Annotated in this window: 17 protein-coding genes; 9 read left to right on the top strand and 8 right to left on the bottom strand. The window is 41.5% G+C overall.

Going from position 1 to position 19,537, the window contains the following annotated elements:
* Positions 1-14 precede the first annotated feature (14 nt).
* The 7 genes from B9A91_RS02350 to B9A91_RS02320 all read left to right on the top strand — a co-directional run bounded on the left by B9A91_RS02350 (position 15) and on the right by B9A91_RS02320 (position 10,477).
* Positions 15-1,988 (top strand): heparinase II/III domain-containing protein, encoded by a 1,974-nt coding sequence (locus tag B9A91_RS02350; protein WP_084236817.1) that lies wholly within the window; start codon positions 15-17, stop codon positions 1,986-1,988.
* 37 nt (positions 1,989-2,025) lie between these two features.
* Positions 2,026-3,258 carry a right-handed parallel beta-helix repeat-containing protein gene (locus tag B9A91_RS02345; protein ID WP_084236816.1) on the top strand — a complete coding sequence of 411 codons (1,233 nt, stop codon included), beginning with the start codon at positions 2,026-2,028 and terminating at the stop codon, positions 3,256-3,258.
* Positions 3,259-5,388, top strand: coding sequence for a hypothetical protein (locus B9A91_RS02340; RefSeq protein ID WP_084236815.1), 2,130 nt, complete (start codon positions 3,259-3,261; stop codon positions 5,386-5,388). It begins immediately after the preceding gene.
* Between the two features lie 4 nt (positions 5,389-5,392).
* The gene (locus tag B9A91_RS02335) at positions 5,393-7,705 is read left to right on the top strand and encodes an alpha-L-rhamnosidase-related protein (protein WP_084236814.1); all 2,313 of its coding nucleotides are present in this window, start codon (positions 5,393-5,395) and stop codon (positions 7,703-7,705) included.
* Between the two features lie 24 nt (positions 7,706-7,729).
* A complete protein-coding gene (gene rhaM / locus B9A91_RS02330) occupies positions 7,730-8,044 on the top strand; it encodes an L-rhamnose mutarotase (protein ID WP_084239544.1) in 315 nt (104 codons plus the stop codon).
* Positions 8,045-8,098: 54 nt separating this feature from the next.
* Complete coding sequence (locus B9A91_RS02325; RefSeq protein WP_084236813.1) at positions 8,099-9,742, top strand: FAD-dependent oxidoreductase; 1,644 nt, start codon at positions 8,099-8,101, stop codon at positions 9,740-9,742.
* Between the two features lie 183 nt (positions 9,743-9,925).
* Entirely contained in the window at positions 9,926-10,477 is a 552-nt protein-coding gene (locus B9A91_RS02320) for an RNA polymerase sigma-70 factor (RefSeq protein WP_159451620.1), read from the top strand.
* Positions 10,478-10,729: 252 nt separating this feature from the next.
* Here B9A91_RS02320 and B9A91_RS02315 read toward each other — a convergent pair whose 3' ends face one another.
* The 4 genes from B9A91_RS02315 to B9A91_RS02300 all read right to left on the bottom strand — a co-directional run bounded on the left by B9A91_RS02315 (position 10,730) and on the right by B9A91_RS02300 (position 13,572).
* Positions 10,730-11,128: a VOC family protein gene (locus tag B9A91_RS02315; RefSeq protein WP_084236811.1), complete on the bottom strand. Its 399-nt coding sequence runs from the start codon at positions 11,126-11,128 to the stop codon at positions 10,730-10,732.
* Positions 11,129-11,130: 2 nt separating this feature from the next.
* Positions 11,131-11,640 carry a DUF4199 domain-containing protein gene (locus B9A91_RS02310; RefSeq protein ID WP_084236810.1) on the bottom strand — a complete coding sequence of 170 codons (510 nt, stop codon included), beginning with the start codon at positions 11,638-11,640 and terminating at the stop codon, positions 11,131-11,133.
* 143 nt (positions 11,641-11,783) lie between these two features.
* Positions 11,784-12,239 carry a response regulator transcription factor gene (locus B9A91_RS02305; RefSeq protein WP_084236809.1) on the bottom strand — a complete coding sequence of 152 codons (456 nt, stop codon included), beginning with the start codon at positions 12,237-12,239 and terminating at the stop codon, positions 11,784-11,786.
* Positions 12,240-12,411: 172 nt separating this feature from the next.
* The gene (locus B9A91_RS02300) at positions 12,412-13,572 is read right to left on the bottom strand and encodes a serine hydrolase domain-containing protein (protein WP_262497578.1); all 1,161 of its coding nucleotides are present in this window, start codon (positions 13,570-13,572) and stop codon (positions 12,412-12,414) included.
* A gap of 201 nt (positions 13,573-13,773) precedes the next feature.
* Here B9A91_RS02300 and B9A91_RS02295 point away from each other — a divergent pair, with 201 nt between their 5' ends.
* Positions 13,774-14,718, top strand: coding sequence for a PDDEXK nuclease domain-containing protein (locus B9A91_RS02295; RefSeq protein WP_084236807.1), 945 nt, complete (start codon positions 13,774-13,776; stop codon positions 14,716-14,718).
* A 49-nt stretch (positions 14,719-14,767) separates the two neighbouring features.
* Positions 14,768-15,757 (top strand): serine hydrolase domain-containing protein, encoded by a 990-nt coding sequence (locus B9A91_RS02290; RefSeq protein WP_159451619.1) that lies wholly within the window; start codon positions 14,768-14,770, stop codon positions 15,755-15,757.
* A 616-nt stretch (positions 15,758-16,373) separates the two neighbouring features.
* Here B9A91_RS02290 and B9A91_RS02285 read toward each other — a convergent pair.
* From B9A91_RS02285 to B9A91_RS02270, 4 genes are read right to left on the bottom strand one after another with little or no spacing between them, the layout of a single operon-like run.
* Entirely contained in the window at positions 16,374-17,141 is a 768-nt protein-coding gene (locus tag B9A91_RS02285; RefSeq protein ID WP_084236805.1) for a LytR/AlgR family response regulator transcription factor, read from the bottom strand.
* 1 nt (position 17,142) lies between these two features.
* Positions 17,143-18,201: a sensor histidine kinase gene (locus B9A91_RS02280; protein ID WP_084236804.1), complete on the bottom strand. Its 1,059-nt coding sequence runs from the start codon at positions 18,199-18,201 to the stop codon at positions 17,143-17,145.
* Positions 18,202-18,243: 42 nt separating this feature from the next.
* Positions 18,244-19,167, bottom strand: a complete 924-nt coding sequence (locus B9A91_RS02275) for a CE1 family esterase (RefSeq protein ID WP_084236803.1) — start codon at positions 19,165-19,167, stop codon at positions 18,244-18,246.
* A 1-nt stretch (position 19,168) separates the two neighbouring features.
* Positions 19,169-19,534 (bottom strand): hypothetical protein, encoded by a 366-nt coding sequence (locus B9A91_RS02270; RefSeq protein ID WP_144008831.1) that lies wholly within the window; start codon positions 19,532-19,534, stop codon positions 19,169-19,171.
* Positions 19,535-19,537: the final 3 nt, after the last annotated feature.

Genomic DNA, 19,537 nt, shown 5'->3' with positions numbered 1-19,537 from the left:
ACTTTTTGTGCTATATGAACAATATTATGCAATTAAGGAAAGGATTTGTCGGTATCATCGCTGCACTTTTTTGGAGTCTTTTTACCGGTAATGTAACCTATGCGCAAATTGTGCAGCGAAATTTTTTAGATAAGGTATATCGCATGAAAGGTGGGGCTGCAAGCCTGGATGTAAGTTCCTGGAAAGCGCTTAGAAAAATAAACATTGACAGGAATCTGGCATCAGTTCCGGATGCAGTAAAAGCGCATATCCTATCCACTGCACATAAAGTGCTGGAAACACCATGGGAAGTAGCTAAAGCAACTGATTATCTGCTGTTCAATACGGCTGGTAACCGTTCGATATATGAGACCCTTTATTTTACGAGGCGAAAAAAGCTGAACAGATTGGTTATTGCAGAGCTGATAGATGGAAGAGGCAGGTATCTTCCTGAAATTGTAAACGGATTGTGGCTGATCCTGGAAGAGAGTTCCTGGGCCCTGCCTGCGCACATGTATTTACAAAAAGAGGGAGCTGGCTTACCCGATCCTAACGAGGATGTAATCGACCTGTTTGCCGGAGAAACATCAATGTTATTGTCCTGGATAAAGTTTTTGATGAAGCCAAAACTAAATGAAATTTCGCCAATTCTGATCAAACGGATAGACTATGAGTTAAACCGACGTATCCTCATTCCTTATTTACAGCGTAACGATTTCTGGTGGATGGGCTTTCAGGATCCCAAACGTAAAATGAACAATTGGAACATATGGATAAATACCAATATACTCCTGACAGCATTGCTGGCCATTGAAGATCCGGTAAAACGTCAGCAAGTCATCGATAAGAATATAAATAGCGCCGATAAGTTTATCAACAGCTATCCTGCTGATGGTGGTTGCGATGAAGGACCGGGGTACTGGGGCGCTGCAGGGGGGAGGTTAATTGAATATGTTAACCTGTTAACTGAAGTTTCAAAAAACAGGCTTAACTGGAGCAATAACGAACTCATGCACAACATTACTGCATATATCTATAAAGCGCACATCGCTGACCGCTGGTTTGTTAACTTTGCTGATGCGCCTGCAAATTTGGTTCCTGACCCTGCAATCGTTTTTACAGGCGGGCTTATTTTTAAGGATGAAAAGCTGCAACAGTTTGCTGCTTACTTATTTCAGCTCTCCAATTCGGACGAACAGGGCTTTGGTCTTGACCAGCTCAATGTATTTTTAAATAACATTTCTTTACACAATTACTTGAAAGGCATCCCGGCCAGGGCACCCATGGTTCAAAATAATTGGTTGCCAAATCTGGAGGTATTGTTTACAAGGGAAATGCCTGGCAGTAAAAATGGACTGTTTATGGCTGCTAAGGCTGGAAATAATGGAGAAAGCCACAACCACAATGATGTGGGCAGTTTTATCATATATCTGAATGGATTACCTGCCTTAGTTGATTTAGGAGCTGCAAGATATACCAGGGAAACATTTACCCCGGAGCGGTACAAACTGTGGGTTTACAATTCAGACTGGCACAATTGCCCGAGTATTAATGGAAGTGTACAAAGTCCGGGAACATCATTTAGCGCCAGAAATGTATCATTTACGGGTAACAGACATCGCAATACCCTGGCAATGGACCTGGCACCTGCTTATCCCAAAGCCGCTGCGGTTAACAAATGGATCAGAAAACTTGAATTTAATTCTTCTGACAGCAGTATTGATTTAACCGAGGAATATGAGCTAAAAGAATATCGGGTGCCATTTGAGCTCAACTTCGTTACAGCAGTTCCTGCGCGCTTAATGAGCCCGGGCTTATTAACACTGGTTCTCGCTGATTCAGGTGCATTGCATATCAAGTTTGATCCTCAAATTTTTGAAGCAGTTGTAAAAAAACAGCCGAACACAGACCCCGGTCTGGTGATTTGGGGTAAAACAATTTATCATCTGTCTTTACGCTCAAAAAAGAACGCATTAAAGGCAAAGCATAGTATCCGATTTTATAGATAATATATTGAATCTGTCTGACCAATTATAAACCTAAAATATGAAAACAAACCATTTCAATGGGTCAGTAGCCGTAGTGCTCCTGGCTGCAGCTACAGTGTTCTGCTCCTGTAAGCGTGAACTAGCAAATCTTAAATCCGATACGCCCTTAGCCGAGGGGGGAAAGTTGGCTAAACTGCTAACCGGAAGCACCTCAAGTTTGGCTACGGTTGGATCAAGCTATACCATACCCGCGGATACGATTACCGACCATGGGAACGCCGCCACTACAGGTAGTATTGCCTGGTATCTGGCCACGTATTCTGGCGGGTCAGTTGCTCAGCCAAATACTTTTTATTTGCAAAAAGGTTCTACATACATGTGTAAGCGACGTTTGTTTATTCCGGCCAATGCACGGATATCCCAAACGGGCACGGGTACACAAGCGCTGGTTAAAATTGACGCCGCCAGCTATAATGATGCGGGAAGTAACCATGAGTTTATCCGCATGTCGTCAAATTCCATTTTACTGCATTTTAATATTGATTTGAAGTGGATGCCAACCAATGGCATTTTTATACCTACCGGAGCAGATGGTGCACAATTGATAAACATCACTGTTCAGAACGGCAAGCGGATACCTGGAGGAACTTCAACGCTGATTTATATAGTAGCCAACAATGTGACGGTAACCAGATGTCAGTTGAGACGTGCCGGTTGCGATGCGACTGAAGAAAACACCGTTCAGGGAGGACAGATGATATCTGTTTACGGTCAGGATATTGAGATTTCACACAATAATATGGCCGTATCCGCACAGGCAGGAATAGGTATACAAGCTTCTGCGAAAAACATTACCATAAATAAAGACACCATTTATGATACCGGGCGGGCGGCTGCAACCCAGGATGCCATTACTTCTTACCACGTAGGTACAGGTACGACCAACCGGAATATAGTTATTACCAACTGTCTGATTTATAACAACCGTAACCATGGCATACATGTTTCTGGCTATGGTTATACGATAATGTGGAATAAGGTATATAATGCAGGCTATTCCGGCCCTACAGGTGGATACACTGGTAGCCATATGGGGGCAAATATCTGGCTGGGTGATTATAAAACCCCGCTTGATTGTAGCGGTAATAGTACCATTACCAACAATGAAATTGGTTGTTCACTAGGGGGCGGTTATGTATTTAAGGTGACCAACTACCATAGTGCTTCAACAACTATCCAAACCGGCAATATCTGTAACAACAACAAATTGATAAGCGGGACCTGTAATTAAATGAAATATTTAAAACTTACGGCGGTTTATTTTTTACTGGCACCGGTGTGGATGCTTAGCAGTTATGCACAAAAATTTAATGGCAGGATTGCAGAAATGATTGCCGCGGGGAACGTAATCCGGACAAGTTTTACCGATACAGCCAGGGTTAATCTTTACCAGGGAAACGGCCGGTTTGGCAGTTCATATGGCGCATTGGGTTTGCACAATAATCCAAATCATGTAAAGCATACCAACAAGTTTGGACAAACGCAGCATATGCACATTGGCCATTGGGTGCGGGCTAAATTTAATGCTGACTATTTAATACCTACAGTTAGAATTTACTGGGATGAAGAGCCTGCCGCTGTTGTTGGTTATCATCAGTGCCAGTCATTTTACGATGGCTTGCTTAAAACAAGTTTTGAGACTGACAAAGGTAAAGTTGCTGTTGAAACCTGGTTTGATCAGCTCGACAGGGACTTGTCAGGTTTTACAATTGATGTTGAAGGTAAGACTGCTGATGTCATTATTGATCCCATGGAAAACCTAAGTGTGCATTATGGTCAAAAAGTAATCCAGACAGCCAGGATCATTAAGCATGCAAAGTATATCGAGATCCAACTAAACTGTATGGACATTAGGTCTTCTGTTTTTTTATCGACAAATGACAGCACAATTGTAAAAGGGAACAAGTTGGTTGTAAAATTACATTCCGGAAGAAACTGGATACAGCTTGCTTATGGTCGTCCCGCTTCAGCGGGTATAGGAGTGTCAAAAAGCAGAACAGTAAGCTGGTGGAATACCAAATGGGCCCAAACCAGTACAATCATGCTGCCAGATGAAAATGCGCAGCAGTTATGGGTAAGGTCTATGGGATTGATACTTTCTACTGTTAATGAGGATAAAAAAGGATTTCCCGTTCCTATGGGCTTTACTGGGAACTTGTGGCCTTTTTCTTTTCCGCAAGACCTTTCTTATATCCATTCAGCTTTACTCAGCACCGGGAATATCCAGATTGCAAAAGCCTGGGTAGAACAGTTTGCCGCGGACATTGAAGGCATGAAGGATTATACCAAACGGCTTTATGGCATAGATGGTGTATTTTGCCCCTGGGTTTTTCCTTATGGTACTTTTAAAGGTTACCACACACCAGCACCACCAAATATTTTTAATTACGAGGTTCATAATTCGGGATATTTATGCAGGATGGCTTATGAAACTTCAAAATTTGTGAACGACACAGTCTGGACCAGGAGATACGCCCAGGAACTGATTAAACAGACTGCGTTATTCTACAAGAATATAGCAAAAAAAGGAAAAGATGGATACTGGCATTTGTACATCACACCTTCAATGGGACAGGATGAAATGGGAGGGGCCAATCAGCAAGATTATTTATGTGCCCTTTTTAGCGCTAAATATTGTTTTCAAAAAGCAGTAGAACTCAATTTAGATCCTGATGGGATTTACAGGGAGATATTGTTGGATGGCCTTTCATTCCCGACATTAAAATCGGCTAAAGGGGTATATTTTACCAATAAAGCGGGCAGAGATGAAGATTTGGGCAAGCAAAAACATCCTGTTCAGTTGAATGATCTAGTCTTTTTACCTGTTAACAAACAGGCCGATCCGGCTTCACTAACTGCATATCAGAAAAGATATGAAATTACCCAGGATGCCGGTAAACCCCATTTTTATGGATGGACCCTTGGAACGTTTTTGCTGGCGGGTTCAAGGGTAGGTGATGTAGATGGATGGAAAAAGGATTGGGGCAATCTAAGAAAAGCCGATTATACAGATGAGGAATGGATCCAATTGTATGAAACCAGCAGTGCTTATAGTGCCAGTTTTTATACGACTACAAATGCACTTGTAGTGCAGTCTTTAATCTGCAACCTGGTAGACGACTGGTTCAATAAACTGGAAATCTCGAAATGTAATCCCTGGAAAGGAAGTGTTTACTTAACACGGGTTTACTCAATACTGGGCGTACACCTGGATGGTGAAATTAATGGCAGAGATGCAAATTTGAGTCTTACTGCCTGGAAAGACTGTCAGTTTGATTTACACGGTAAGCAATTGACCCTAAAAAAGGGAACGGTTACTCCTGTAAAAATCATCAATGGTCAGCTAATCAGTAATAAATAATTTGATGATGAATTTGAATTTTCCATTTAGTTTTATCACCGTCTGCCTGCTGGCCTGTTGCAGTTTTACCGCCGTATCGCAGGATTTAACACAGTTTAGTAACAAGACGAGCTGGATCACCAGTGATATAGCGCAAGACCAAAGTAATTCCTGGATCGCTTTCCGAAAAATGGTGGAATTAGATGAAACACCTGTCAAGGCAATCTTAAATATTAGTGTAGATTCTAAATACTGGTTGTACATCAACGAAGAATTAGTGGTATTTGAGGGCGGTTTAAAGCGAGGCCCAAACTCCAGGGATACCTATTATGACCAGGTAGACCTTACAAAATACTTAAAAAAGGGTACCAATACCCTTGCTGTATTGCTTTGGTACTTTGGTAAAAATGGTTTTTCTCATAACTCCAGCGGCCGAGCTGGTCTGCTTTTTCAACTTGATATGGACAAACAGGCCAAGGTTTGTTCTGATGCATCCTGGAAATGTACTGTTGTGCCAGCTTATCTCAAGGCATATCATGGCAGTCAGCCCAACTATCGCCTGTCAGAGTCTAATGTAATTTATGACGCCCGGTTAGAACTGGGCAATTGGACTGCTGTTTCTTATGACGATAAGGCCTGGCGAAAACCTCTTGTAATTGGTCAGGCAGGTTGTTTGCCCTGGAATAAGCTGGTTAAACGGCCAATTCCTCAATGGAAAGATTATGGCATTATGAACTTTAATATGAACTTTCCGTTTTATGCAACGGGGGATACAATAAAAATTAAGTTGCCTTACAATATGCAGTTTACGCCTTGTTTAAAAGTAGAAGCTGTATCTGGAAAAACAATTGAAATGTTTACCGATAATTATTTTGGAGGTTCCGCAAACAATGTCAGAGCATCATATACTACGAAAGCAGGTGTACAGGTGTATGAATCTTTGGGCTGGATGAATGGGCATATCCTGATGTTTGTGATCCCAAAATCGGTTAAAGTACTATCGTTGGGATACCGGGAAACAGGATATAATACCACATTTGCGGGTAGCTTTAACTGTAATGATCCGTTTTACAACCGGCTTTGGGAAAAGTCATCACGGACACTTTATCTGAACATGAGGGACAGTTATATGGACTGTCCGGATCGTGAGCGCGCCCAATGGTGGGGAGATGAGGTAGCTGAATTAACCCAGTCCTTTTATGCTTTAGATCCCGATGCAAATTTGCTGGCCAAAAAAGGCATCGATGAGTTGATGGGCTGGCAGAGATCTGACGGAACGTTGTTCTCTCCGATGCCCGCCGGTAATTTTGACCTGGAACTTCCCATACAAATGCTGACCAGTGTCGGATATTATGGCTTTTGGACCTATTGTTTTTATTCCGGAGATCTGAATACTATAAAAGCAGTGTATCCCGGTGTAAAGGCATATCTAAATGTATGGAAAATTGGCGACAACGGTCTGGTTATTTCCCGGAAAGGCGGGTGGAACTGGGGAGACTGGGGGAGCAACATTGATATAGATCTGATGTCCAATGCCTGGTATTACCTTGCTTGCAAAGGTTATTTAGAAATGTCAAAAACCCTAAATCAACCAGAAGAAGTAAAGTGGGCTGAAAATCAAATGACTGTAATTGAAAAAAACTTTAATGCTTATTTCTGGACAGGCGAAGCTTATCGCTCTCCCGGTTACACAGGAAAAACAGATGACAGGTCAAATGCGCTGGTTGTACTGGCAGCCCTGGCAGCACCAGCTAAGTACCCACTATTGAAGAACGTTTTTCTAACGCAAGAACACGCCAGTCCGTATATGGAAAAATATGTTTTGGAAGCCCTGTTTAAAATGGGATATGCAGAGACCGCATTAGCGCGGCTAAAGAAACGTTATACGTCAATGGTTAACAGCAGACTAACTACGCTGTGGGAAGGATGGAAGATAGGGGCAAATGGGTTTGGAGGAGGTTCTTACAATCATGCCTGGAGTGGTGGCGGGCTAATTTTGATGTCTCAATATGTTGCGGGAATAGCACCTGCTTCGTTAGCTTTTGACACCATTAAAATTGCGCCTCAGATGGGTGGTTTAACCAGTTGTAGCGCAACAGTAAGCAGTGTTGCAGGTTTAATATCGGTTAAAAATACTTTCATAAGTAAAAAGGAGTTTAATCAGCTTATTGAATCCCCCTCGCCATTAAAAATTTACTTTCCATTTGAGGTTAACCGGATTAAAAAAATCACGGTCAATAATAAAAGACTGCCCGAAACCTTAATGCTTAAATTCAGAAAAAAAGGCTGGCTTGAACTCAACAAAGGCACATACAATCTATCCGCATTTATAAATTAATTGTTATTAAACAAACCTGAAAATATGGAAAAAATAGCATTCAAAATGAAACTTTTGCCCGGTTTTAAAGCTGAATATAAAAAGCGACATGAAGAAATCTGGGAAGACTTGGTCGACCTGTTGAAAAATAATGGTGTTAGCGATTATTCTATCTTTTTTGATGAAGAATCAAATACCCTTTTTGGGGTTCAGAAAATTTCTGGTACAAATTCATCTCAGGATTTAGGAAGTAATGCAATTGTGCAGCGATGGTGGAAATATATGTCTGATATCATGTATACAAATCCTGATTATTCTCCGATAATAACTCCACTCGAAAAACTATTTGAAATAGAATAACGTGGGGGGCTTTTGATGTAAACATAGTATCATAAGAAATACAACTAGCAAATTATGGATCAAAATAAAGAATTAAGAAGCAGGTACTGGTTGGGTCGTAAAGATGGGCTTATTTTATCACGAGTTTATATAGCTATACTGTTACTCTCCCTTTGCTGTTCCTGGAAACCCGAAAAAAAATATGATGTGGTGGTTTATGGAGCTACACCTGCAGGAATTACGGCGGCTATTGCAGCCGCGCGTGAAGGAAAATTTGTGGTAGTGATTGAGCCCCTTGGCATAGCGGGCGGAATGATGAGTGGAGGGCTGGGTTTTAGTGATTCAAACCAGATGTTCAGATCCACCTTAGGTGGTCTTTTTGAAGAATTTCATAAACGCGTGGAAAAAATATATAGAGACCGCGGCATAACGCTGAACTACCGGGTAGCAGAGAAAGACACCAAACACTGGACCTATGAGCCACACGTTGCTGAGCTTGTTTTTAACACCATGTTAAAAGAAGCCGGAGTTCAGGTGGTGCTCAATGAAACATTGAAATCTGCAAAATTAAAGCAAAAGGCAATCCAGAGCGTTAAGATGAGGTCTGGAAAAGTGTTTGCAGGCAGTGTCTTTATTGATGCCAGTTATGAGGGGGATCTTGTGGCGGCTGCTGGTGTAAGTTATCGTGTAGGCCGTGAAGGCAGAAATGAATTTGGAGAATCCTTTGCCGGAGCTGTTTATCAGAAAAAAGCGGTGGCGGTATCCCCCCTGGATGCCCGGCAGCAAGAGCTACCCCTGATCAGCGGAACAAGTATAACACCAGAAGGACAGGGCGACCACCGTATCATGACCTACAGTTTTCGTTTGTGCCTGTCGGAAGACCCGAGCAACAGGATTCCTTTTACCAAGCCTGAAGGCTATAATGCTAACCAATATGAACTATTCAGGCGCTTCTATAAATTGTCGCCCAAAAGTGGCATCCCTTTCGACCTTTATCCGCTTCCCGGCAATAAATTAGATGGGAATAATGGCATCGGCGGACAGTTATCGACGGGGCTGGTTGGAGAAAACTGGGATTACCCCGATGCCAATCCAAAACGCAGACGGGAAATATGGGACAAACACCGCCTGTATACCGAAGGCCTTTTGTACTTCCTGATGACTGATCCGGCAGTTCCGGAAACGGTAAGACAACGAATGGCACAGCTCGGTTATGCGAAAAATGAGTTTGCACAGTATGGTCATTTTCCACCGGTACTATATGTCAGGGAAGCCAGGAGGATGGTTGGCGAATATTTTTTAACGCAAAAGGATATTCTGGAAAAACGTGAAAAACCCGACCCTATCGGGATTGGATCCTTCCCGATCGACTCCCATGACTGCCAGCGCATCGCCACACCGGATGGTGGTTTCATTAACGAAGGAACGATTTTTCCGGCTAAGACCAGGGTTGAAGGACGAGGCATAGCATACCAGATTCCTTATAGGAGCATTATCCCTAAGGCCACAGAATGCAACAATCTGCTGGTTCCAGTATGCGCTTCGTCCTCGCATGTAGCTTTTTCCTCTTTGAGGGTTGAGCCTGCATGGATGGTGATGGGAGAAAGTGCGGGTATAGCTGCAGCCATAGCTCTGGAAGAAAAGGTGGAGGTGCAAAAGATAAATTTAACCAAACTTACAGAACGTCTGAAGGCCAGGCATCAGGTACTGACATTCTAAACATTTTTACCATTCGTCCCATCATTTGCTTTCATCTGCATTTCTTTTGCCGGATCAATACTTTTATCAAAAAATATAGGATAAAAATACCGATCAAAAAAAATAAAGCTATTTTTTATATATTTAGATGAAAACCAAATAAATTAAACCATCAAAGATCATACAATATATAACGAAGCCGATTTGATTGATTCCTGGAAAAAGGGAAACGACCAAGCTTTCTCCGTACTTTATAAAACGCATATAATACCACTTATGAGACTGGCAATTTCTAAAACAAACAATAGGGAAATAGCTGAAGAGTTGGTTCAAAATTCGTTTGTAAAATTGTATGAGCATAAGAAATCTATTGAAACCAGTACTTCGATCCGTGCCTATCTATATGTAATTTTAAAAAACCAGGTCCTGAATCATTACAGAAATCAACTTGTACGCAATAAATATGAAATGCATATATCAAAGCAGACGCAGGTTGATGATTATTCGGTCATTGAACAGATAGAAAGTAAAGAGTTAGAAATCCATATCAATAAGGAAATTGATCAGCTACCCTTAAAATGTCGGGAGGTATTTATCTTAAGCAGAAAAGAGTTTCTATCCAATAAAGAGATCGCCGCAAAGCTAAACATATCAGAAAACACTGTGGAGCAACACATCAGAAAAGCCATTAGTAAACTTAGAAGCTCCCTGGGAAAAGTAATAGAGCTGAGCGTGGTGTTATACTTTATGCGCTGAAATTGCGCTACTCTCGGAAGTTCTTCACACCCTTCAAGTTCAGATTCTCGCGCAGACCCACACATGCAGGATGCATATGCCCGCTGGTTCCACAACCTGCTTGGTGTTTTCCAATATCCACACCGCAATTTTGGTGATCTCGCCTGTTGTATTTTAACTGGTGCGTGGATAAAAGTAACGAATATCCACTCTTCTTTGCCATTGCGGAGCAGCATCAGTTCTAAGTATAATAATAGAATAGTGCAATTCCTGTTATTGAAAGTTTAACTGCCATGAGATGCCGAACTGATCCGCAACCCAGGCAAATTTTTTGCTAAAGCCATAGTTGTCTAGCGGCATCATAACACTTCCACCTGCAGACAGTTTTTTAAACAGTGTTTCAAGCTGTTTGTCATTTTCACATTCTACCCAATTGGAGATGGCAGGAGTAAAGTTCCATTGGTGTTTCACAAAGCTGTCGCTGCAAATAAATTGTTTGCCGTTCAGTTCAAATGTGGCTTTCATAACTGAGCCTTCCTTGCCCGGGCCTGCTTTATCGTACCGCTGGATATCAATTATTTTTGAGTTCTCAAACAAGCCTACATAGAAATTCATGGCTTGTTCGGAATTGTTCTCCTGGAAGGTCAAAAATGTTGTGATCTGTTGTTTCATATCTATTTATTTACGGTTTTATTTTTTAGGATCAAGGCGCTTACCAAGGCAACTGCCAAACCAACAGGCAGTACTTCCGAATAGGTAATCAGCACCACAAACGCTGGGTTTTTATACATCTCTTTAAATTCTGCCATCTGGGCTGTTTTAGCTGGCAGGTCAGAAGCTGTACAGTTTTTGAGAACGCATGCCGTATAAGCATCTATAAAATCCGGGACAAACAGGTAATAATAAAAAAGCCATATTATTACATACACTGTGGAGCCAACAAAGGCAATCAGGGCGCCTGTTTTAAATGCCCGGCCAAAGGTGATCTGACCTTCAAGCCGCTTATTCCTGTAATTTCTAATCCCAAAAAAGATAATAGAAAAAACAACAACCAGCGCTACATAGCCTACAACATCATTTCCTTTAAAGTCCTTTCCATTATAGATCATCGTTACCATATTTAGCATGTTCGCCGATAAGATGGTTCCTATGATCAGTCCAAAAATCAATACTATTTTTTTCATGTGTCTATATGTTTGTTATTGGAACAGCGGTCGGTAACACCTTGTATCCATTGGACAAAGCTAATATAGCTGCCGAAAATTGTTATCATACTTTAGTACCAAAAGGGAGTTTTGCCCATGTTCGGCACTAAAGTATGAGGCAGTTATTCGATGATTTTTAGCCGCTTTGCTTTATCAACAGCCTGTGTACGGCTTTTTACCTCCATTTTAGCATAGAGGTTGGATACATGGGTTTTAATGGTACTTAATGAAAGGAACAGCTTATCTGCGATGTCGGAATTGCTGTAACCCCTGGCCAGCAGTTCAAGGACTTCCAGTTCCCGGCGGTTCAGATTTAGTTTTTCCAGTTCAGCTTCATTCCTGCAAAATTGCCCGGCGCCCGGTCTTTCAACCACCACGGTCTGAAGTTTAGGTTTTACAAGCTGTGTGGCTATCCATATACCTAAAATCGTAAAAAATACGGCCAGCAGGCCAGCATATATATCAATAGCATTTTCTACAATCAGGAATTCCCATTGCAGCCATTTCAGCAAAAAAACAAGGACCGCTAAGATAAATCCGTACAGGACTACGTGTTTAAAATCCTTTAATCCCGGCATAGTCTAATCATTAACAATCAGTTTCAAAAAAATATTTTTTATATCGGTAAACTAATCCCATAACAGAATTCTTAAACAAGGGATAAAATGTTCTTTACAAATATTATTAAAAGCTTCTTGAATTGTCAAGCGCTTATTACCATTTGTCATAACCCTGGGGCTGTATTTGGGTTTAGCGGTTTGCTTGTTTCTCTTGCCAGGTAATGTAGTTTTCCCATTGCCAGGGCGTATAAATATCAGCAATGGCATAAGCCAGCAGATCACGAAAAATGCTTTCGCCATTGTCGGAATTGGTCATGATCACTATAGCTGTTTTCTGATCTGGAAAAGCGATTGAATAATGGCCCCAGCCCCGATCATTGCCTTCTTTAAAGAAAGCCCGGCCATAGGGTGTCTGGATGATTCCGAAACCCAGCCCATAAGAAAGTTGTATATGATCGTTCAATGTACTGTCTTTCCAGGATAAAGGACCAAACTGTTTGATAGAATGTATGCGGATTTGCGGGCTGGTCATTTCTTTCCATTGTGCCTGCTTTAACCTTTTGCCTTGTAAAAGGGCCGTATAAAACCTAGTATAATCATCTAAAGTAGTAACCATGGATCCGGCGGCATTTGCATCAATACGCCTTGGAAAATCGATGGTATTGCCGTCACTGTCATGGCCAGCTACCAGGTTTTCCTCGAAAGCTGGCTGCCATTTGTAGCTGGTATTGAACATGTTTAAGGGGTTAAATACCCTTTGCTGGGCTAGCGTTTCAAGACCTGTTTTTGTTATTTCCTGAACAGCCACCTGCAAAAGGTACATGCCCTCTCCGGAATAGCTGAATCTGGTTCCCGGTTTAAACTTGATACGGAGTTTTTTATCGGGTTCGAACCAGCGGAAATTTGGAAAACCGGTAGTGTGGCTTAAGCACATCCGTGCGGTAATTTTTTCGTACCGCTTATCACCTTGCAGGTCCCGGTAGTCCTTTAGTTTTCCAGGAAAGGTGTAGGATAACAATGGTTTGGGCAAATACTGCACCAGTGGTTTATCGAGGTCCAGGATGCCTTCGCCAACCAGCTGCATTACAAGGTATGCAAAAACCGCTTTGCTGAAAGACGCACCGTAAAGATAAGCGCTGGCTGTTAACTTCTTTTTATGAGGTAAATTGGCATAGCCAAATGTCTTGGAATAAACCTGTTTGTTGTTGTTAAAAACAGCAATTCCAAGGCCGGTAACCTTTGCCGTATCCATTAGCTGCCTGATATATGTGGTTAGGTCTGTTGCCTTAAGATGCTTTGCATCGAGGCGTTTAATGGTTTGAGCAGGGCATGCTGGTCCCAGTAGCAACATAGCCAATAGCACAGTTGAACAACAAGTGAGAATAGCTTTCATTTCAACAAAATGAACAGGTTAGCTAAAAGGTAACGCTGTTTCCTACAGGGATAACAATGTAAGGAAGGGTTGAGTTTTTCAGGTGCGTAAATATTGATGGAGAAGCTGCTTTTTGAGAAGAGAAGCGGCCGCAAAATATTATATCCATGATACTGGAAGATTGGGAAGAGAATTAATGAAGAGGTGCTAGGGAATGAGCGAGCAGAGTACGGGAAGCAGGTTGTGATTTCGTTATCTAGGCAACTAACCGAAGAATACGGTAGGGGTTGGGATGAAAAACAATTGAGGAGATTTATGCAATTTGCACAGTTGTTTCCTGAGGAGCAAATTGTCGCCACACTGCGGCGACAATTGAGTTGGACTCATATAAAAATACTAATCCCTATTGAAAACCCCTTAAAACGCGATTTCTACATAGAAATGTGCAAACTGGAAAGATGGTCATCCAGGCAGCTACAGGAACGTATCCAGTCTATGTTGTTTGAACGGACAGCGATTAGCAAGAAACCTGAAGAAACTATTCAAAATGACCTGGAAAAGCTTAAGGGCGAAAAGAAGTTGAGCACAGATCTGATTTTTAAAGATCCATATTTTTTAGATTTTCTGGGTTTGGCTGATACTTATTCGGAAAAGGATCTGGAGTGTGCTATTATCGCAGAATTACAGCGGTTTATTATTGAACTTGGAAACGACTTTGCTTTTATGGCACGCCAGAAAAGAATAACTATTGATGATCGCGACTATTATATTGACTTGCTTTTTTACCATAGAAGGTTGAAATGTCTTGTGGTGATTGATTTGAAAATTGGAGAATTTGAGGCTGGATTTAAGGGGCAAATGGAACTTTATTTACGTTATCTCGAAAAGTATGATAAACTGGAGGGAGAAAATGCACCCGTGGGTTTAATCTTATGTACGGGTAAAAAGCAAGAGCATGTGGAGTTAATGCAGCTGAACCAAAGTAATATTAAAGTCTCTGACTATTTAACTGTATTACCGTCACAGAAATTATTGCAACAACAACTCCATAAGGCAGTTGAGCTGGCAAAAGATAAAATGGATCATAAAACAGAACTAGCTAAATTACAAGGCACAGAAAATTAGCGCTGTCTTTTCCATTGAAACTATTCTGTTTAAAATGCGTCTTATGGATATGAAAAAAATACTCATTTTGTTTGTTTTACTCATTGGTAGTAAGTTGGTTAGCGGGCAGGTCCTAAGCGCCAACCCCATGAAATCCAGACTGGATATGGTAGTTGATAAAGCAGCAAAGCTGTATATAGCAGAGAAAGGCAGGTTGGGTCTTTCTATTGGTGTTGTTACAGCTTCGGGAAAGTACCAATATCATTATGGCGAAACTGCTCCCGGAACGGCAAAGCTGCCTAATGACCATTCTCTTTATGAGATCGGTTCCATAACCAAAACCTTTACCGGTTTGCTGGTTGCCAAGGCCATTACCGAAGGTAAAATGAAACTCAATGCCGACATTTGCCAATATCTTCCGGGCAGTTTTCCAAACCTGCATTATAGCGGCGGGGAGCCGGTAAAAGTGGGCTATTTACTAAGCCATACTGCTCAATTGCCCAACAATTTTACAGCAATTGATAAATCGGGGTTTATGAAAGAATTACGGGCATTTAAGCTGGATTCAATAAAACCCTCCAGCTATGCCTATTCTAATGCGGGGTACAAATTGCTGGGTTATGCGCTGGAAAATGTATATCAGCAGGCTTATGCAAAATTATTGGGCACTTACCTCAATAAGCTTAAAATGATCGATACCAGGGTTACTTACAGTGAAAAGGAAATGGCTGCTGCTGGCGGGCTTTCTTCTACCCTTGAAGATATGCTGAAGTATATGGACTATCAGCTAGCCGAAGCCGATGCTGCTGTAAAGCTTAGCCACCGGGTAATATACGGTAATGTAGAGCAGGGGGCGTATGGTTTTCAATGGGCCATAGGAAAAACCCGGAACTGGGATTACTACATCCGGGCCGATGGGGGAACGGAAGGCTTCAGGACCTTTTTTTCGCTTTACCCAAATGACCGTATAGGGATTGTACTGCTGAGCAACAAGAATGACGATAAAGCTGGACAGGATCTTTACAGACTAACCGTAGCAATTTTGGAGGGATGTAGATAAAAGAATTTTTCTTGTAAAAAGAAAATAATTTACCACCTTCCGATTGTCTTTCAGGCTTGTCTTTCAGTACACTGAACTTTTCATTGATGGTAAAATAATCGTTCTTCCGTTTGTTGGAAATGTTTTTTACTTCCTGGGCATAGCCAAGGTTAAAGACGAGGCAAAAAGAAGTTCCAAGTAGCAGGGTTTTCAATTGGAGCATATGATTTAGTATAGGTCGAATTTATTAATAATTCCGGATAAAAGATAAATCGGAATTATTACTATAAATGATAAAATCTATGCTTTGCGCTTACCGGGGAGGAATTGACATTGAATAGGTCTAATAAAACGAATGATGGAAAATGATGGGCTGTGGCCATTTAGCCTAACTTTTTTCGACAAGGGCTTCGATTATGCCTTTCTCTGCAGCAGAGCTTGACCACTTTTGTAGTTCATCCCTCTTATAGATATTTCCTTTCTTTAAATGACTTTTTAACTCATCTAATTTTGACATCATATTTTCCTTTCAACCACTAAGCTACGAATTTATAGTGAATTTTTGCATGATTTTTGACTAAAATTCATGCAAAATGTTGATTGTTTGTTAATGCTTCTATTGTAACACCGGTGGACTTCATATTTTAAGCCAGTTCTTAAATTGTACAGCTTTGACCTTGCTCACTACCACTTTCTCTTCTGGTTCAGGAACGATATTTACCTGTAACCTGCCATTGAAATAATAATGTACATCTTTAATTGCTTTGCGGCTGATGAGATATTGCCTGTTTGCTCTGTAGAACATTTTGGGATCAAGCAGCTCTGCCAGTTCATCCAGACTTTTCTCTTCCAGAATATGAGTGGTGTGATTTGAGGTAACTGCCTTTACCAAACCATTACACAACTCAAACCAGGAGATATCGTTTACGTTTAAAGGAACAAGACGGTTATTAAACGGGATTAAGAAATTCTGTTTATAGGACATTTTAGACTGCAAAAGCGCAGCTATTTTTTCAATAGCCATAGCGTTAGCAAGGTTTGGCTGTCTGTTGCTTAACCGGCTGAATTTTTCCAGCGCGGAGATCAGCTTCTCTTTACGGATCGGTTTCAAAAGGTAGTCAATGCTGTTTAGCTCAAAAGCCTGTACCGCATATTGATCGTAGGCTGTGGTAAATATAACCGGGATGTCTATTTTAACATCTTTGAATATTTCGAAAGAAATTCCGTCGGAAAGATTGATGTCCAGGAAAATGAGGTCAATATCAGGTTTGGATGACAGGTAGGCTTTCGCATCGGTGATGTTGTCAATTACCGGGGCAAAGCTTACGGCCGGATAGTATTCAAGCAGCATCCCTGATAGTTGTGATGCGGCATTTTCTTCATCTTCAATGATCAGTATCTCCATCTTATTCAATATTTTTTAACAAAGGAATGGTAACCATAAACTGGTTGTCCTTTTTGCAGATAACAATGGGCCTATCCGATAAATGGCTGTAACGCTCATCCAGATTGGAAAGTCCGATACCGGTAGATGGCTGGCGCATTAATTTCTCCTGGATGGGATTGGCCACGGTCAATGTTGTCTCATCGGTCATAAAAACAGAAATTGTGAGTGGTGATTTTGTGGAAATGATGTTATGTTTCGCTGCATTTTCGATAAGGACCTGGATGGCCAACGGAGGAACAAACAAATCCAAAGCATAATCCCTTATTGCAAAATCAACCTGTAATTTATTTCCATACCTGGCTTTTAACATTTTAACGTAAATATGTACAAACCCGATTTCCTGAGCAACTGTAACTAAATTTTTTTTGCTGCTTTCCAGTACGTATCGGTAAACGTCGGAGAGGTTGTTTACAAAATCAACCGCTTCTTCTTTATTGCTGTTGATCAAAGCATTAATGGTATTAAAAGAGTTAAACAGAAAATGTGGGTTTACCTGGTTCATCAGCACCTCATATCTGGTCTCTGCATTTGCTTTTAACAATGCCTCGTTTGCAAGTTTGATCTGCTGGTTGTAAAACACCAGCTTGTAAATGTGCGAAATGAGCAGGGTTAACAAGAACTCTAAAAAGAGATGCAGATTAAAGAAAAACCTGAAAAGCCGTTCGCGCAGGTAAGGTTCAAAAAGTGCCAGGTGTAAAGGGATCAGCACTACATAAAAGAAGGCCAATAACACGATATTGTAAATTACTTTCTGGTATATGTTAGCTGGGTTATAATTAACCGGGCCCCATATCAGTTTCCGGCTGCGTAAATTCAGCGCTAAAAAAGCGATGGCAATGATATAGGAATACAGGGACCTGGCGGCGAATTCGTAAAATCTGAAATCGATGTTCAAGCTGTACTTCATGTGACGGAAAACCGCCAGCCTTGGCAGTGAGAACAAAATAGTTATTGCCAGGGCCGTTAAAACTATCAGTTTCGTTTTTGAAGGGACCTGATATATGCTGTTTGATTTCATGCTTCAGATAATATACGAATTTTCAATTTTGAACAAAATTTTTCAGGGCAGGCTGTAGCCCTGAAAAAAATTGCAAATGAGCTCAGTAGCATTAATTGCAGTTGATGGTTCATCTCCGCGCGGGTTGCTTTTCTTTCCGCCTGGCCAGGAATGCCCACCATCCATGGTCAGGTAACAACGTATAGTGGTGGCATTGCTGCAGTCTTTCCAGGCTGTTAGTCTATACTTCTGATCGTTAACAATGACCTGCGGATTTGCTGTGCACCCGTTTTTCGCTGCCCAGATCTTCAGGACAGAATCTACAGGTGGGAAAGTGTAACCGCCTATTCCTACACCCCCTGCATAGGGCACAATGGTATCTTTTATTGAATGGATGTGCATAATTGGTACGGGACGCGAAGGATGAATGGGCCCAGGCAAAACCATGCTGGCACTTACCGGTGCCACTGCGGCTATTTTATCAGGTATTTCAGCAGCCAGCCTATAAGCCATCATACCGCCATTGGACATCCCTGTAACATATACTTTTTTACTATTGATTTTATAGGTACTGACCAAATGGTTGATAAGCTTGCTGATGTACATCACATCGTCGACATTTTGTTCGTAGGCATAGTGGCAGCAGGTACCAGCATTCCATGTTCTGAGTTTTAATACCCCATCGCTTCGTACACCTTCGGGATAAACTACCGCGAACCCGCTGCGGTTGGTTTGTTCGGTAAAGTTGTAGTGCTGTTCAAATTGAGCGGCACTGCCCCCGGCGCCGTGCAATGCGATGACCAGCGGCACTGTATTTTCATTTTTGTAATAATCTGGGGGCAGGTTAAGCAAATAAGTACGGTTGCGGGTTTCAATGGTCATCTTTCCGGCTATCCGGTAAATTTTTTCAGGTTCCTCGTTTTTTGCGCAGCCTAAAAAAATAAACAGGCATATTCCGGCAATGATTGTTTTAAATAAGGGCTTCATGCTATTGTTTTTTAGATTTCAGGTTACTCTTCATCTCTTTTTGCTGTGCTTTGTATCGCTGATATTGTTCCTCATCCAATATTTTTTTAACCTTTTCATCCTTTTCGCTGCTCAGGCTTTTAAATTTCCGGTATTTTGACATCTTTGAGCCAGAGGATTGCCTGAGGCCGGCAAGTCCTTCAAAATAAGCGGTATTGATTTCCTCCATTTTGACAGCCTGCTCTTCGCTAAGGTTTAGCTGAGCTTTGTAGGCTTCATACTTTTCCTTCATTTCTTTTTTCTGCGTTTCTGTCAGTTTAGATTGGGCATGGCCTGCGAGCGAAATTACCATCGCTACTACCATTGTGCATATCAGTTTTCTTTTCATTGC

Origin of the sequence: Pedobacter africanus, from assembly GCF_900176535.1 — a bacterium.
Taxonomy (GTDB): Bacteria; Bacteroidota; Bacteroidia; order Sphingobacteriales; family Sphingobacteriaceae; genus Pedobacter; species Pedobacter africanus.
This window is presented reverse-complemented; position numbering and strand designations above follow the sequence as displayed.

Coding starts and splice junctions, on each gene's coding strand:
- B9A91_RS02335 (WP_084236814.1), top strand. CDS start 5,393: ATGATGAATTTGAATTTTCCATTTAGTTTTATCACCGTCTGCCTGCTG.
- rhaM (WP_084239544.1), top strand. CDS start 7,730: ATGGAAAAAATAGCATTCAAAATGAAACTTTTGCCCGGTTTTAAAGCT.
- B9A91_RS02315 (WP_084236811.1), bottom strand. CDS start 11,128: ATGAAACAACAGATCACAACATTTTTGACCTTCCAGGAGAACAATTCC.
- B9A91_RS02280 (WP_084236804.1), bottom strand. CDS start 18,201: ATGAAATCAAACAGCATATATCAGGTCCCTTCAAAAACGAAACTGATA.
- B9A91_RS02350 (WP_084236817.1), top strand. CDS start 15: ATGAACAATATTATGCAATTAAGGAAAGGATTTGTCGGTATCATCGCT.
- B9A91_RS02305 (WP_084236809.1), bottom strand. CDS start 12,239: ATGCCGGGATTAAAGGATTTTAAACACGTAGTCCTGTACGGATTTATC.
- B9A91_RS02345 (WP_084236816.1), top strand. CDS start 2,026: ATGAAAACAAACCATTTCAATGGGTCAGTAGCCGTAGTGCTCCTGGCT.
- B9A91_RS02325 (WP_084236813.1), top strand. CDS start 8,099: ATGGATCAAAATAAAGAATTAAGAAGCAGGTACTGGTTGGGTCGTAAA.
- B9A91_RS02300 (WP_262497578.1), bottom strand. CDS start 13,572: ATGTTGCTACTGGGACCAGCATGCCCTGCTCAAACCATTAAACGCCTC.
- B9A91_RS02285 (WP_084236805.1), bottom strand. CDS start 17,141: ATGGAGATACTGATCATTGAAGATGAAGAAAATGCCGCATCACAACTA.
- B9A91_RS02290 (WP_159451619.1), top strand. CDS start 14,768: ATGAAAAAAATACTCATTTTGTTTGTTTTACTCATTGGTAGTAAGTTG.
- B9A91_RS02310 (WP_084236810.1), bottom strand. CDS start 11,640: ATGAAAAAAATAGTATTGATTTTTGGACTGATCATAGGAACCATCTTA.
- B9A91_RS02270 (WP_144008831.1), bottom strand. CDS start 19,534: ATGAAAAGAAAACTGATATGCACAATGGTAGTAGCGATGGTAATTTCG.
- B9A91_RS02340 (WP_084236815.1), top strand. CDS start 3,259: ATGAAATATTTAAAACTTACGGCGGTTTATTTTTTACTGGCACCGGTG.
- B9A91_RS02275 (WP_084236803.1), bottom strand. CDS start 19,167: ATGAAGCCCTTATTTAAAACAATCATTGCCGGAATATGCCTGTTTATT.